Below are 15,487 nucleotides of genomic sequence, written 5' to 3'. Positions count from 1 at the left end.
AACAGGTTTACTTAACAAGTCGACTTAGAGAACTAATAAGTTAAAAATAAGAATATCAATGAATAGGCAGCTTAGGCTGCCTATTTTATTATATCGCTGCTATAATATAGCGCGATTTTTCGAAATCCTTTTACCTTGGGTTCACTACCCAGCTCCAAATCAAACAAATGAACGGAACAGTAATGAAAAAAACACTGTATACCGGCGCATTGTGTGCTGCTACTTTACTTTCTACACCCTCTTTCGCAGCTGACCAAGAACTGTATTTTTACAACTGGTCTGAATATATTCCAAATGAAGTACTAGAAGACTTCACAGAAGAGACTGGTATCAAAGTCTACTACTCAACTTATGAGTCTAACGAAAGTATGTACGCTAAGTTAAAAACTCAAGGTACGGGTTACGACTTAGTGGTTCCTTCTACTTACTTCGTTTCTAAGATGCGTAAAGAAGGCATGCTTCAAGAGCTTGATAAAACCAAGCTAAGCCACTTTGCAGATTTGGATCCAAATTACTTAGATAAGCCATTTGACCCAAACAATAACTACTCAATCCCATACATCTGGGGTGCGACGGGTATTGGTATCAACTCAGACATGCTAGACAAGTCTTCAGTTAAAAACTGGGGCGATCTGTGGGATACGCAGTGGGAAGGTCAGCTGATGATGATGGATGACTCTCGTGAGGTTTTCCATATCGCTCTATCTAAACTGGGCTACTCTCCAAACACGACTAACCCTGAAGAAATCAAAGAAGCCTACGAAGAACTTCGTAAGCTAATGCCAAACGTATTGGTATTTAACTCAGATTTCCCAGCGAACCCTTACCTAGCAGGTGAAGTGTCGCTTGGTATGCTTTGGAATGGCTCTGCTTACATGGCACGCCAAGAAGGCGCAACGATTGACATTATCTGGCCAGAAAAAGGCGCTATCTTCTGGATGGACAGCCTAGCAATTCCAGCAGGTGCTAAGAACACTGAAGCGGCTCATAAGATGATCGACTTCCTTCTTCGCCCAGAGAACGCTGCGAAAATTGCTCTAGAGATCGGTTACCCGACACCAGTTAAAACCGCTTACCCTCTTCTTCCTAAAGAATTTGCTGAAGATAAGAACGTTTTCCCACCACAATCAGTGATGGATAACGGTGTTTGGCAAGACGAAGTTGGTGAAGCGAGTGTCATTTATGACGAGTACTTCCAAAAACTTAAAGTAAACAACTAGGTTCTTGCTAATAAGTTAATTAAAGCGGCGTAAGCCGCTTTATTTTTATCTACACTTTATATAGGATTGCATTAAACAATACGAAGTGCGATTTAATATGCCAGCAAACCCTATTTTATTGGTCGTGACACTGATGCTTCTCGCGTCATTCTTGATGCTTGCTCTCAGTTCGTTTATCCATATCGATTCAAATTACGACTTGTTTTTCGAAACAAACACGCTCGTGATTACCATGTATATCTATTACGTTGCTCGACATGCCATTCGCCCTCATAAAATCCTTCGCTGCGGCGCTCTACTGCTTATTTTCAACCTCTTTTATGATGTAACGACAGAGCTCAAATATCTTGATGAGTGGGCAGATAGAAACGAATTACTCGATACATTTCTTGAAGATGGTTTATTGCAGATCGCCTTCCTACTTATCGCTTACGGTATTACTGAACTGACAACCAAATTGAAAGATCAGGGAAAGCAAGATGAGCTAACTGGTTTATACAATCGTAAGAAGTTCGACGCGATTCAGCTTAAGGAATTCGAGTTAATCTACTTTGATTTGGATGGATTAAAGAAAATCAATGACCGCAAAGGGCATCAAGTCGGCGATCTGATGATCGTTCGTTTCTCTCAAGCGCTCAGCCAAGCTGCACTTGAAGATGAAATGGTCTTTAGGGTTGGAGGCGATGAGTTTGTTGCGACAGCGCAGCTTGGTCGTGGAGGCGAGTTTGTTACTCAACTTACTAACCTACTGCATGGAGAAAACATCAGTTTCTCTTACGGAATTGAAGTGACCAATCAAGATAACTTCAAACAGGCGCTTATTGAGTCCGATAAGGCGATGTACGAGATGAAGAAAGCTCAGCGAACTTAATTGAACCTTGCTTTAACGCCCGTTACTATCTTACAACACTTGCGTTAGCCTTAAGTAGAAACAAAAAAGCAAACATACATGTGACTCTAAGATCCTTAAAGCCGATGTACATTTGCCATTGATAATGGATTAGGAAGTTTTAAGCCGTTAGAGAGCCCTTCTCTGAACATAACAGCTCGCCAACCAGTTTAGGTACCTCGATACTCGCCTTGCCGTAACGCTTCTCTTCAAATTCACTTTCAACCGCACTAGGTTCGAGGTTTATCTCGATTGTATGCGCACCATGCATTTTCGCATCATGAACAAAGCCTGCCGCTGGGTAAACAACACCTGACGTTCCGATAGAGATAAACAGATCTGCTTCTTCGAGTGCTGAATAGATGTCACCCATTCGTAACGGCATCTCGCCAAACCACACAATATGAGGACGCATCTGCGCTGGAATTTGACAGCAATGACAGAGTTCACCGGTTTCGATGTCACCTTTATGTTCGATAACTTGATTCGATTCACTGCAACGTGCTTTCAAAAGTTCGCCGTGCATGTGAATAATGTTGTTGCTACCGCCTCTCTCGTGCAGGTTGTCGATGTTCTGAGTGATGATTGTTACTTTGCCATCAAGTTTGTCTTCGAGCTCACCTAGCGCCTTATGGGCGGAATTTGGTTGAATGCTCTCACCTTGTAAGCCATGGCGACGTTTATTATAGAATGCTTGAACCAAGTCGGGATCTTTAGCAAACCCTTCTGGGGTCGCGACATCTTCGATTTTATGGTTTTCCCATAGCCCGTCTTGTGCTCGGAATGTTTGTATCCCCGACTCCGCAGAGATGCCAGCGCCAGTAAGAATTACGATATTTCGATATGGGAAATGCATACAACGTCCTTTTCAATATGTCACTTTGTAACAGCTTAGCACTGTTCAAATTCCAACAATAGTTTTAGGGATTAGACCATAGTCTTAGGCAACTGAATTCATTGGCTATTTGTGACATAACTCGCTTGATGGGTGCTGCCGTTGTTACGCAAACTCTCCGTTTTGCTTTTGACTGAAACAAAAAAAGCGACCGAAGCCGCTTAGTTCTGTTTAACTGATGCCTACTTGATGAGCCTAAACCCATCAAAGTGAACGACGTTAGTCTTCGTTGATAGACGAGATCTTATGGATTGAAAGATCCGCGCCGTTGAATTCGTCTTCTTCACTTAAACGTAGGCCTGTTAGTTTGCTCAACACACCATAAACAATCATTGCGCCAATCAAAGCCACAGCAATGCCCGCCAGTGTGCCGACCACTTGAGAAGCAAAGCTCACGCCCCCTAGCCCCCAGAATGTTTGTGAACCGAAGATACCTGCTGCTATGCCACCCCAAGCACCACATACGCCGTGTAGAGGCCACACACCGAGTACATCATCGATCTGTGTTTTGTTTTGCATGTAAGTAAATAGGTAAACAAATAGCGCGCCTGCCACGCCGCCCGTCACCAAAGCGCCAAGTGGGTGCATCAAATCTGAGCCCGCACAGATAGCGACGAGACCAGCCAAAGGACCATTGTGGATGAAGCCCGGGTCATTTTTACCTGCAATTAGAGCCGCAAGAATACCGCCAACCATTGCCATGAGTGAGTTCATCGCCACCAAGCCGCTGATACCATTGATCGCTTGAGCTGACATCACGTTAAAGCCAAACCAACCCACACATAAGATCCAAGAGCCTAGTGCTAAGAATGGGATATTCGATGGTGCAAAGTTGGTGTGTTTACCCGCACGGATTCGACCTTTACGCATCCCTAGGAAGTAAACCGCAACCAAAGCAATCCAACCACCTACGCCGTGAACCACTACAGAGCCTGCGAAGTCATGGAACCCATAACCAAACTGGCCTTCTAGCCAATCTTGGAATCCAAAGTTGCCGTTCCAAATGATGCCTTCAAAAAATGGATAGATGAAACCAACCGTAAACAGTGTCGCAATCAAAATTGGGTAGAAACGTGCACGCTCTGCGATACCGCCTGAAACGATCGCTGGGATTGCCGCTGCGAATGTCATAAGGAAGAAGAACTTCACCAGCTCATATCCGTTGCCTTGCGACAGTGTTTCTGCGTCTGCAAAAAAGTGTGCACCGTAAGCAACCCAGTAACCGATAAAGAAGTAAGCAATGGCGGAGACACCAAAATCCGACAGGATCTTAACGAGCGCGTTTACTTGGTTCTTCTTTCGAACGGTACCGACTTCTAGAAATGCAAAGCCAGCGTGCATCAAGAAAACCATGATGGCACCGAGTAATAGGAATAAAGTATCTGAACTTTGGGTAAGGGTTTGTACTGCACTATGAACTTGAGTCACCGTTTCACTCATTAAAGCATTCTCCTTCGCTTTATCTGATTTGCACTGATATCGTGCGATTCAATGTTGTAATTAATTAAAGACTCAACAGTGAACGCAAGATGCGTTCCAAGTGTGTGGTGTAATTTTCGTGCAACAGTTTTTGCTTTTAACTTACTGATTAATCGTGCATAAATTTATCGGTGCACTTTCTTGGTTCTTAATAAGCGTGAAAATGGAAACAAGAATTGCACCAATTAAGGGAGTTGCACCATATTGAAGCGGTCAATTCCATGCTTCATTAAGTTTCGTTGCTGATTAGAAACAAAAAGCCCAATGACCGAAATTATTGGGCTTTCAAAAGGATTATTGTGCTAGATAATTCGCTATCTAATGAGCCAATACTCGACTACAAGTTTGGACCTGTTGTCGGGTTTTGCGGTAGGTTTTGACTTAAACGCTGCATACCTTGATACATACGAATAAACCAAACCACAATCGCAACACCACCAAACAACATGCCTACATACGGGATGTAGTAAGCGATGTCATCGATAATATGGTTTTGATACCAGTAATCGTTCACACCAATCAACACGCCATTAGAGGTCGCTACCGTCACGATAAGCACAACAAAGAACGTCAGTTTCAAGAAGAACGAGCGAATCAAGCCGTAGTAATGTGTATCCACTACTTCGCCGTCTTCGCCTTTATCTAAACGATAGCCCGCGTAGATGATGGCAACCACACCAGAGAGAAGACAAGTAAATGGTGTAAAGCAGCTTAGGATGTAAGCAACCCAAATACCTTTATGAGGTTTGTTCATTCTTATTCACCCCTTCCGTTTTCTCTGTTGCAGCGTTTGCGCTTTGTTCAACGCCGTTTTTCTCTTGTTCCATCACTTCTTTGTACCAAAGGTCATGGTGCTCTTTTGCCCAAGTTTCATCAACTTCGCCTGTTACCATGCCTTCTAGTGCACCTTCCATACCGAACAAGCCGATGTAGATGTGGAACACAAAGCCACAGATAAGGATCAAAGCAGCCAACATGTGGACTAGGTTTGAAAGCTCCATATCACGACGGGTTTGACCGAAAATTGGGAAGTCTAAAACCAAGCCACTGATCGCAGCCACACTACCCATTACAATCAATAGCCAGAACAACGCTTTCTCACCCGCGTTCGAAAACTCTGCAGATGGATGAGAACCTTTATGTTTCCCGACCATACCACCTAGTTTCATGAACCACTGGATATCGACCATCTTGAAGATAGACTTACGCCACCACTTGATGAGAACAGCCATCAACAGCACATAGAAAATTGGGCCGATGTAGTTATGGTATTGCTTAGCCAGTAGAACGATGAAACCCCACAGATCCGTTGGGATATAAGGTTTCAAGAAGTGTTTACCGTAAACCAACATCAAACCACTGAACGCCAGTGTTAAGAAGGTAAACGCCATGCTCCAGTGCAATGCACGGTCTAGTCGCGACCAACGTTTGATCTTACGGCCGGTTCTTGGAGCGCTTAGCATTAGCGGGCCAATCACAACGTACATCAAAGTCACGAAAGCAATACTGCCAAAGATAGCGACAGCACCGGCTGGTGACATCCACTTCTCTTTCAATATGTACCACGTTTGACCCGGAGTACTGATCAACACACCGTGCTCAGCAGATTGAGATGTGGTGTAACCTTCTTCACCGTTTCTTACTTGTCGCCAAAAATCAGCACCAGCAAGTTGTGTGATTTCTCGTTGAGCAGAGCTCGATTGAGTTTGTGATGAGTTCGTCTCAGATGCATGACTCATAGGAGAAAGCATTGTTAGTGCTGCCAACATCGGCAGCACAACAAGGAAGAGACGCTTAAACATTGTAAGCATATGTCTCTCCTACTTAGCTCTTAGTCGCATCGTAAGAAAGGTCGTTGCCGTCTGTCCAACCTGCACCTTTCGCACCACGTTCAACAACACGCTGACGGAATACATCAGAAACTTTCTCTGCATCACCCGCTAGCAGTGCTTTGGTTGAACATAAAGAAGCACACATTGGTAGTTTGCCTTCAGCAATACGGTTCGCACCGTACTTCTGACGCTCTTCAACAGAACCTGGCTCTGTTTCAGGGCCACCTGCACAGAATGTACATTTGTCCATCTTACCGCGCTCACCAAATGCTTCTTGTTTAGGGAATTGAGGTGCGCCAAACGGACAAGCAAACAAGCAGTAACCACAACCGATACACAGATCTTTATTGTGAAGTACGATGCCGTCTTCTGTATGTTCAAAACAGTCCGCAGGACAAACTGCCATACATGGCGCATCAGTACAGTGCATACACGCTACTGAGATAGAGTTTTCACCCGGTTCACCGTCGTTTAGTGTTACAACGCGGCGACGCTGAATACCCCATTCCAGAGCATCATCATTTTCATTCTTACATGCAGTGACACAACCGTTACATTCGATACAACGCTTGGTGTCACAAAGAAATTTCATTCTAGCCATTTTAAGACTCCTTACGCTTTACGAATATTACAAAGGGTTACTTTCGTTTCCTGCATCAACGTGACAGGGTCGTAACCGTATGTGGTTGCTGTGTTAGCAGCTTCACCAATAACGTAAGGATCAGTGCCTTCTGGATACTTAGAACGCAAATCTTCGCCTTCGAACTTACCACCGAAGTGGAATGGGATGAACGCCAGACCCGGTTTCACACGACGTGTTACCATCGCTTTCACCTTAATTCGGCCCTTCTCAGCACCTTCAACCCAAACGTCATCGCCATCTTTAAAGCCAATGTCGTTTGCATCTTTCGGGTTCACTTCAACAAACATCTCTTGTTGTAGTTCTGCTAGCCAAGGGTTAGAACGCGTTTCTTCACCACCACCTTCGTATTCAACCAGACGACCAGAAGTAAGAATAATCGGGTATTCACCTGACTTGTCTTGCTCTTGGATTGACTTGTACAACGTAGGAACACGGAAGATTGCTTCCTTGTCATCCCACGTTGGGTAGTCAGCAACTAGGTCACGACGCGGTGTGTAAAGTGGTTCACGGTGCAGTGGTACGCGGTCTGGGAATGTCCAAACGATCGCACGCGCTTTCGCGTTACCAAAAGGAATACAACCATGCTTGATAGCAACACGTTGGATGCCACCAGAAACGTCGGTTTTCCAGTTTTTACCTTCAGCAGAGGCTTTCTCTTCTGCTGTTAGGTCATCCCACCACCCCAGTTGTTTCAGTAGTTTGTCACTGAATTCAGGATAGCCGTCTTTGATTTCGCTGCCTTTTGAGTAGCTGTCTTCAGCTAGTAGGCTTTGACCTTCAAACTCCACACCGAAACGAGTACGGAAGTTACCACCACCTTCAGCGACAGTCTTAGACGTATCGTAAAGGATATGCGTACCTGGGTGTTTCATCTCTGGGTTGCCCCAACATGGCCAAGGAAGACCATAAGTCTCACCATTCGCTGGGCCGCCTTCTGCAGCAAGCGTGGTTTTGTGGAACGTGTGCCAGTTTTGTTGGTGCTCTTTCAAACGCTCAGGGCTTTGACCTGTGTAACCGATCGTCCACATACCTTTGTTGAATTCACGAGTGATGTCTTCAATCAATGGTTGGTTGTTCTCAACACGGATGTTTTTGAACAGCTGATCAGAGAAACCAAGCTTCTTAGAAAGAAGGTACATGATTTCGTGGTCAGGCTTGGATTCGAACAGAGGATCAACAACCTTGTCACGCCACTGTAGCGAACGGTTTGATGCCGTTACACTGCCGTAGGTTTCAAACTGAGTAGTAGCTGGAAGCAAGTAAACGCCATCGGTACGGTCGTTCATTACTGCCGCGACTGTTGGGTATGGGTCAACGATAACCATCATATCCAGCTTCTGCATCGCCTTCTTCATCTCTGGACCACGAGTCTGAGAGTTCACCGCGTGACCCCAGTAGAACATGGCACGGATGTTTTCGCGCTGACGAATCTTGTCTTTGTCTTCAAGTACGCCATCAACCCAACGAGAGACAGGAATACCTGCACTGTTCATTGGTTTTTGACCGCCGTATGCGTTGTCGTCGAAACGTCCTTTGATCCAATCAAAGTCGATATCCCAAACTTTCGACCAGTGGCGCCATGAGCCTTCAGACAAGCCGTAGTAACCTGGAAGTGTGTCTGACAGTACGCCAAGGTCAGTTGCGCCTTGTACGTTATCGTGACCACGGAAAATGTTTGCACCGCCACCTGACTTACCGATGTTACCTAGCGCAAGCTCAAGTACACAGTAAGCACGTGTGTTGTTGTTACCTGTAGTATGTTGAGTACCACCCATACACCAAACGATACAACCCGGACGGTTTTCAGAAAGCAGTTTTGCTGTGTGGTAAACGTCTTCTTCGCTTACGCCAGTAACACGCTCAACTTCAGCTGGGCTCCACTTCGCGACTTCTTCACGGATTTCGTCCATGCCGAATACACGTTGGCGGATGAACTCTTGGTCTTCCCATTTGTTAGCAAAGACATGCCATAACACACCCCAGATAAACGCAACGTCTGAACCTGGACGAAGAGAAACATAGTGATCAGATTTCGCAGCAGTACGCGTACGACGAGGATCCGCAACAACGATCTTACAGTTGTTCTTCTCTTTCGCGATTAAGATGTGTTGCATCGCGACTGGGTGAGCTTCTGCAGGGTTCGAACCAATGAACAGCATCGACTTACAGTTGTGCATGTCATTGAACGAGTTTGTCATCGCACCGTAACCCCAAGTGTTTGCAACACCGGCTACTGTGGTTGAGTGACAAATACGCGCTTGGTGGTCAACGTTGTTGGTACCCCAAAGCGACGCCATCTTACGGAATGCGTAAGCTTGCTCATTACTGTGTTTTGCACTACCTAGGAAGTAAACGGAATCAGGGCCTGACTCTTTGCGAAGTTCTAGCGCTTTGTTGCCGATCTCTTCAATCGCTTGTTCCCAAGAAAGCTTTTTCCACTTACCGCCTTCCAATTTCATTGGGTACTTAAGACGACGTTCACCGTGGCCGTGTTCACGCAGAGCTGCGCCTTTAGCACAGTGTCCACCAGCGTTGAATGGGTGATCGAATGCAGGCTCTTGACCTGTCCAAACACCGTTTTGAACTTCAGCGTAAATACCACAACCCACAGAACAGTGAGAACAGATAGTACGTTTCACTTCTGTTTTCGCTTCTGGATCGACTGATTTAGCCTGCGCCTTTTTCATCATACCCGGAGCGAATAGACTTGCGCCTACTACCGCGCCACCAGCGGCTAATGAAGTGTTTTTCATGAAGGCACGTCGAGACACACCCAGTTGATTGGTTTCTTTGCTCACACTATCGGAGCGTTTGACAAGTTTCATCCGTTATCTCCTAAAGTGTGTCGTAGTAATCGCGAATGTGTTGCGTTTCACGATAGCCCGTCTTCTTCATGTCTTCTTTCGGCATTTCAACCGTTTCTGAAGCAGTTGCCACCTTCGTTGTACCAGCGACAACGGCACCAGCAACGGCTGCAGTCGTTAAGCCTTTGAGTAAGTCCCTACGGCTTGTGTTTATTTCTTTATTATCTTTCATCATTGCTTCCTTACCTTACGGTAGATCTTTTTGGAGGCTTAATGCCCCTCTATCGATATAATCGCGTACTGCTCGATTACTCGTAATCAGTGACGTTTTTCACATCAATCTTTAATTTATGCTTACTGCTTTTGGTATTAACGCTAAAACGCACTTGCTCTAACGTTAGGAATGCTTCGCACAGCTGAGCTGCCGATTTGTAGAAGTTCGCACTTTCTGCACTTTCAAGCTGACGCGTAAAAGAGTTGAACCAAGGACCAAGGTGCTTATTGAAAACGGCTTGTTGAAGCGCTTCTTCTTCACCGGTTAGCATTGCCATTACTTCACACAATGCCGCAATATGATCTTCTGGTTCTTTTACTTGATCATTACGCTCAATGCCTAAAAGCTCTAAATCATGACGAATCTCTGCTAATGGTTTTTCCATCATGGCGCCAGTTCTATGCCAAGAACCAAATGGAACAATCTCTCCACGGCCAATACCAATGAACAGGTCTTGATATTCGTCTTCTAATGCTTCACGATTTGATTCCGTTGCTGCTTGTTGAATGGCAATCCAAGCTTTTTGCATCGCGCTCTCAGACGCTTCAATGTCTAGCGTCTTTAGAAAATCAATCACCTCTTCAGAAGGTGCGCTACGAAACAATGCAGAAAGAACCAAATAGATTTCAGTTCTTAGTGTCTGTTCTTGATCTAAATTCGTTTCCAATGCCAACTCCTAGTATTTCAGTTGCTTCAATGGGTCTTGAGCCATCGAATCAAACATATCTATCACACGGCAGTCTTCACACATCGCAATACGGTTGATTGCTGATTCGTCTGAAAAATGAGAGTGACCGCGTAACTTATTTTGTAACATGTCAATCATAGACTGCGGTGCGAATGGTTTATGACAACGAACACATTCCGCTGCTTTCTCTTCATGAATCACAACGGCCTTCTGACGTTCTTCTTTCACCCAGTTCATGCGAGGCGTTAGAGTCAGAACATTTTCAGGACACGCTTTTTCACACAGACCACATTGAATACAGTCTTGTTCTACAAACTTAAGTGATGGAGACGCGCCATCGGTATGAAGAGCACGTGTAGGACAAACCGCCACACAACTCATACACAAAGTACAATCTTTGCTTTCACACGAAACCGTGCCATATGGCGCATTTGATGGAAGCTCAACAATGTTTTCAACTGGAATTCGAGATGAAGACATTGCATCAAGTGCTGTGAACAGGCGTTGACGTTTATTGCCTTGAAGATCGCCAAGTGCAAGATCGAATGAATCTACACACAGAGTTGGAGGACCTTCACGTAGAGACTCTAAATACAGGATATCGATGGTTTCTTTTGGAACACCGATTTGGTCTAGTAACTCTTGAGCGATCCCTACTTCGTTATTCAGAACACGAATGATGGTTTCTGGCATAAAACGAGAAGCAGCAAACAGAACTTGAGTTGCGCCATTCACTAACGCTGCAAACCAAGTATCAATACCAATAGAAGGCAGTTCTTCAACAACGATTGGAATCACGTTATCTGGCAGTGCTTTTAGCGCCATCACATTGTAAGTCTCATGACGAGAGCTACAGATCAGTACGATTGGATCCAGACCGCCCGCTTGCTCATAGTTAGCTAGCGTACGTTCAATAAACTTTTGAGTGTCGTCAGGATTTGGCAGCGCATAGGTAATCGCTTCTGTAGGACAGCTAGTTGCACAAGTACCAACGCCTTGACATAGGTAAGGGTTAATCTCGATCTTATGACCAGTCTTATCCGAGCCTTCACTTGATAGTGCGCCAGCAGGACAAGCATCGACACAACGCTCACAACCTTTTACGCCACGAGAACTGTGCGCACAAAGGTCAGTGTCTAGACGAAAGAACTTTGGCTTATCAAATGTGCCCATTAGCGTTGGAATCTCTTCCAGTGCTTCAGCCAGTTTTGGATAGCCACGGCCTACTGGGTAATAACCCGGTACAGGCACTTCTTCTGTCATGCAGCTATTCAGACATAGGTCTAGGACAACATCGAAACAATCGTGATTAATCGCGACTTTCGCTAGGTTGCTTGATGTGCCTTTACTTTCGATCACAACTTCAAACGTGCCAAGGAAACCGGATACTTGAACCGAATTCGCGAAGTACAGTTCTGGGTTTGTGCCCTTTTCGCCGTCTGTTGACAATAAGGTTAGGCTCGTCAATTGAGGTAATTGAGCCGCAGCACTTTCAATGATCGCAGTTGGACCAATAACAAGAGTATTACCGCCGCTTTCGTAGCTAACAGTAGGTGGAATCAGATTTGTTAACTCAACTGTATTTTCAAATGCATACAGTCTTGCTTTAGCGTTATTTGAAGTTGCTTGTTCTAATAATTGTTTAAGCATTGCTCAGTTCCATCTTTGGACATGGATAATCTGTTCAACCTTCATTGTAGTAAGCGATAGAGAACTTGCTGAGTAATCTGTTAACAACTAACCCTTTAGCCAGTGTGTCGTTCGTCAGACCGTGAACTCGTCTATCTACAAAAAAGTTGATAATGAACGTTATTTTGCAAATGCCATGCCAATTTAATATGCCTTACATATCAGTGATTTAGTTCTTTATAGCGTTTATTGTGCGTATAAAAAAACCGCTTGGGACATTTTGTCGCAAGCGGTTCATTGAGTGTTTAGTCAAAATGTACCTATTCTTTGTGTGGTATATTTTGTCCCATCTCTTTCCGGTCAGCTTCGTCTGACATTGTAGCGTTATCATCTGATGCTGTTTTTTTATACAGTTCTTTTTCTTGTTCGGTTATTTCGGCACTTTCTGACGTTTCAAATTCATTATCCGATACCTCAAGATCGCTTTCAGAATTTTCTAAAACTTCACCTTCGTCTTTATTATCAATGATTTGCTCTTCTTCTGGCGCAGTTTCTTCTTCCGTTTTGTCTTTAACCCAATCACGCAAGGTTTCCGCCACCCCTTCAGAAAGAGACTTCAAATTACTGTAATCGTCGTCGTAATCATCTAAACCATCACGAATGTTGAACTCTTCTGAGAGGAATAATTTACGCAATGCCGCTTTTTTTACGCTCTCTGATGCTTCTGACACCAATAATTGAGCAACAGACAAGTCTTCAGTCGTTTCTGGGGCTATCTCCTGAGATTCAATAGCTTGAGAATCGACAGCATGAGCGTCTTCATTCTGTTCTGGAGACTCATTTTCTAAAACCTCACGGTCTAATGACTCCGATGTTTCTGCGTCTATAGATGAAGCAGCAGTCGAAGCTTCAGCGGAAGTAAGCTCAGTTTCCTCAAGCGTTTGTTGCGCTTCTAATGGTTGGTCGGTCGATTCATCAAGCTTTCGTTGAGACCAACGGCTAAAAAAGTTAGTTGCCATTTGATCGACCCGCGCCTTTACGTTTCTTACGTCTTGCTTCCAATAACTCGCCATGACGACCGATGAACGCTTCCATCCAAGCTTGTACAGGCAATGGAATGTCGTATGAAAGGACTTGGTTGTCACCGTCCATGTATTGCCCTGCAACGGTTTGTGATGCTGTAAGTAACTGAATGACGGGCTTAACGCCAGAATCAACATTATCCATTACTAAGAAAAGTTTAGGTTGCTGAGAGCTGAGGTTGAAACGATAGTCTGTACGCTCGTCTTTATGTAATTGGAGTAAACACACGTCTTGGGCATCGTGTTCTGGCGACAGTTCAAACCCCGTCAATTCCCATTGCGTCGTTATCCAGATACCTGTTTTGATCTCTTTCTCTATTCTTTGGACACCGATTGGCCAAGCTGCTTCTGTTTTTTCATATTGTTCTTTGAATTCTTTTATCTCAGACATACTTCACCCAATTGATTTTCTTTGGTCTGAATGCACTTAGGACATTTTGTACTGTGCGCAATCATATACACCCCATAAAGCAATAAACACGCCAATACGGATTAATTGCGAGAGCGTATCTATAGCGTTCGTTATCAAGTTGTCACTATAACGTTAGTCGAAACTGGTTATTTCAGACAACTCCACCCAGTGAACTCTCATATTTTGCGCTATTTTAATCTAATGCTTCATGTTTCCATCAATCCCCGTTATTTTGGAATAAGATTTGCTTTAGCTAATTCGCTAATGTTATTCACAGAGCTATGTATTCTCAGAGCTATGGCATGTTCGAAACGATAATCGAAACCTAGCTATAGCGAACCAACAAACTAGCGCATTGATGAATGAGAGCCTTATTGCTCTTGTTGACTTCTTATCTCATAAAATCGCTATCTCATTAAGTAGGAAATGACTGTGGTAAAACCAAACATAATAAAAACCAGTGAGAACCCACTTCAGACAATCGAAGTTGAAGTGTTTGATGAATATGGCGAAAAGCTAACAAAACAGATCGCGTGTGAGCGCCCTCTTACCGTGATGTTGAACTGGAAAGAGATAGTAACCCTAATGACATTGGGCTCTCGTCCTGAGTCATTAGTATTAGGCTATTTGAAGAACCAAAGCTTCCTTTCCGATCCCGAAGCGGTTGAATCTATTATCATCGATTGGGAAACCAGCTCTGCTGCGGTTATCACCAAAGAAGATACAAGCCAACTTGAGCAAGCGCTTAAGAAGAAGACAGTAACCTCTGGTTGCGGTCAAGGCACCATGTATGGCAACGTAATGAAGCAGTTGGAAGATTACCAAGTGCCTCAAAACAAGATTAAGCAATCTGAAATCTACACAGCGCTTGAAGCGTTGACTCATTACAACGATACCTACAAGAAAGCAGGCGCGGTGCACGGTTGTGCGGTTTGCAAAGACGACAAGGTTCTATCGTTTGTTGAAGATGTTGGCCGACACAATGCCGTTGATACATTGGCTGGTGAGATGTGGCTTAACAAAGAGACCGGTGAAGATAAGATCTTCTATACCACAGGCCGTTTAACGTCTGAGATGGTGATTAAGGTTGCTCAGATGGGTATCCCTGTTTTGCTATCACGTTCTGGCGTGACGCAAATGGGCTTAGATTTGGCTCAGAAGTTCGGCATCACCACGATTGCTCGCGCTAAAGGTTTACGCTTCCAAGTGTTCACGGGTGCAGACAAGATCGACTTTGATGTAAAAGGCGAACAATCAGCGTAAATTATCTAAGACTAATTTACAGATGAACTTATATAAGGTGTAGGCGAAGGCTTGCACTTTTTTTTGTTTCTTTTATTCCATTTACTCTCCTTAGCACTCCCTCTGCTTACTCCATTATTTTATTCCCACAATTTTTACAGCCAGTTCGCTGTTACCCCCCTTTCTGCACATTATTTCAGCAACAGAACGCGCTTAATATTATCGTTTAGTTTTACTTAACGTTAATTTCAAAATTACTAGATATACCAAACGTTAACAATTCTTTATCTTATGCTCCGTGAACAGAACGAAGCACGCACTTATCGTGCTGCTTGGCGAAAGTTTCACTTCTTTGAATGCTCACTTCGAAGAAAACACATAAGAAAAAAGAATTGGAT

Annotated in this window: 14 protein-coding genes; 3 read left to right on the top strand and 11 right to left on the bottom strand. The window is 44.3% G+C overall.

Translation table 11 applies throughout. The annotated features are described in order from the left end of the window. Positions 1-182 precede the first annotated feature (182 nt). The gene (locus HRQ85_RS10375) at positions 183-1,220 is read left to right on the top strand and encodes an extracellular solute-binding protein (RefSeq protein ID WP_017059627.1); all 1,038 of its coding nucleotides are present in this window, start codon (positions 183-185) and stop codon (positions 1,218-1,220) included. An 85-nt stretch (positions 1,221-1,305) separates the two neighbouring features. Further along, a complete protein-coding gene (locus HRQ85_RS10370; protein WP_086774436.1) occupies positions 1,306-2,091 on the top strand; it encodes a GGDEF domain-containing protein in 786 nt (261 codons plus the stop codon). 139 nt (positions 2,092-2,230) lie between these two features. Here HRQ85_RS10370 and cobB read toward each other — a convergent pair whose 3' ends face one another. The 11 genes from cobB to HRQ85_RS10315 form a co-directional block, all read right to left on the bottom strand. Further along, a complete protein-coding gene (gene cobB / locus HRQ85_RS10365) occupies positions 2,231-2,965 on the bottom strand; it encodes a Sir2 family NAD+-dependent deacetylase (RefSeq protein ID WP_048615943.1) in 735 nt (244 codons plus the stop codon). Between the two features lie 258 nt (positions 2,966-3,223). Next, positions 3,224-4,444: an ammonium transporter gene (locus tag HRQ85_RS10360; RefSeq protein ID WP_048610990.1), complete on the bottom strand. Its 1,221-nt coding sequence runs from the start codon at positions 4,442-4,444 to the stop codon at positions 3,224-3,226. 376 nt (positions 4,445-4,820) lie between these two features. Continuing rightward, positions 4,821-5,237, bottom strand: coding sequence for a hypothetical protein (locus HRQ85_RS10355; RefSeq protein ID WP_172379553.1), 417 nt, complete (start codon positions 5,235-5,237; stop codon positions 4,821-4,823). Further along, on the bottom strand, positions 5,221-6,294 hold the full coding sequence (locus HRQ85_RS10350) for a formate dehydrogenase subunit gamma (RefSeq protein WP_012603931.1): 1,074 nt from the start codon (positions 6,292-6,294) through the stop codon (positions 5,221-5,223). The genes HRQ85_RS10355 and HRQ85_RS10350 overlap by 17 nt, the downstream gene beginning before the upstream one ends. 13 nt (positions 6,295-6,307) lie before the next feature. Then, entirely contained in the window at positions 6,308-6,916 is a 609-nt protein-coding gene (gene fdh3B / locus HRQ85_RS10345) for a formate dehydrogenase FDH3 subunit beta (protein WP_004742271.1), read from the bottom strand. 11 nt (positions 6,917-6,927) lie between these two features. Beyond that, the gene (locus HRQ85_RS10340; protein WP_048615939.1) at positions 6,928-9,783 is read right to left on the bottom strand and encodes a formate dehydrogenase subunit alpha; all 2,856 of its coding nucleotides are present in this window, start codon (positions 9,781-9,783) and stop codon (positions 6,928-6,930) included. 10 nt (positions 9,784-9,793) lie between these two features. Further along, entirely contained in the window at positions 9,794-9,994 is a 201-nt protein-coding gene (locus tag HRQ85_RS10335; protein WP_004733728.1) for a twin-arginine translocation signal domain-containing protein, read from the bottom strand. A 76-nt stretch (positions 9,995-10,070) separates the two neighbouring features. Next, positions 10,071-10,703 (bottom strand): TorD/DmsD family molecular chaperone, encoded by a 633-nt coding sequence (locus HRQ85_RS10330; RefSeq protein WP_172379552.1) that lies wholly within the window; start codon positions 10,701-10,703, stop codon positions 10,071-10,073. Positions 10,704-10,712: 9 nt separating this feature from the next. Beyond that, complete coding sequence (locus tag HRQ85_RS10325) at positions 10,713-12,374, bottom strand: 4Fe-4S dicluster domain-containing protein (RefSeq protein ID WP_050621323.1); 1,662 nt, start codon at positions 12,372-12,374, stop codon at positions 10,713-10,715. 299 nt (positions 12,375-12,673) lie between these two features. Continuing rightward, positions 12,674-13,372: a DUF3306 domain-containing protein gene (locus HRQ85_RS10320; RefSeq protein ID WP_172379551.1), complete on the bottom strand. Its 699-nt coding sequence runs from the start codon at positions 13,370-13,372 to the stop codon at positions 12,674-12,676. Next, positions 13,362-13,826, bottom strand: a complete 465-nt coding sequence (locus HRQ85_RS10315) for a DUF3305 domain-containing protein (protein WP_050645560.1) — start codon at positions 13,824-13,826, stop codon at positions 13,362-13,364. The genes HRQ85_RS10320 and HRQ85_RS10315 overlap by 11 nt, the downstream gene beginning before the upstream one ends. Positions 13,827-14,279: 453 nt before the next feature. Here HRQ85_RS10315 and HRQ85_RS10310 point away from each other — a divergent pair, with 453 nt between their 5' ends. Next, positions 14,280-15,110 (top strand): formate dehydrogenase accessory sulfurtransferase FdhD, encoded by an 831-nt coding sequence (locus HRQ85_RS10310; RefSeq protein WP_048611568.1) that lies wholly within the window; start codon positions 14,280-14,282, stop codon positions 15,108-15,110. Positions 15,111-15,487 lie beyond the last annotated feature (377 nt).

It is taken from the genome of Vibrio sp. Vb339 (genome assembly GCF_902751245.1).
GTDB lineage: Bacteria > Pseudomonadota > Gammaproteobacteria > Enterobacterales > Vibrionaceae > Vibrio > Vibrio coralliirubri.
Note: the sequence above shows the minus strand (reverse complement) of the source record. Positions and strands in the feature narration are given on the sequence as shown.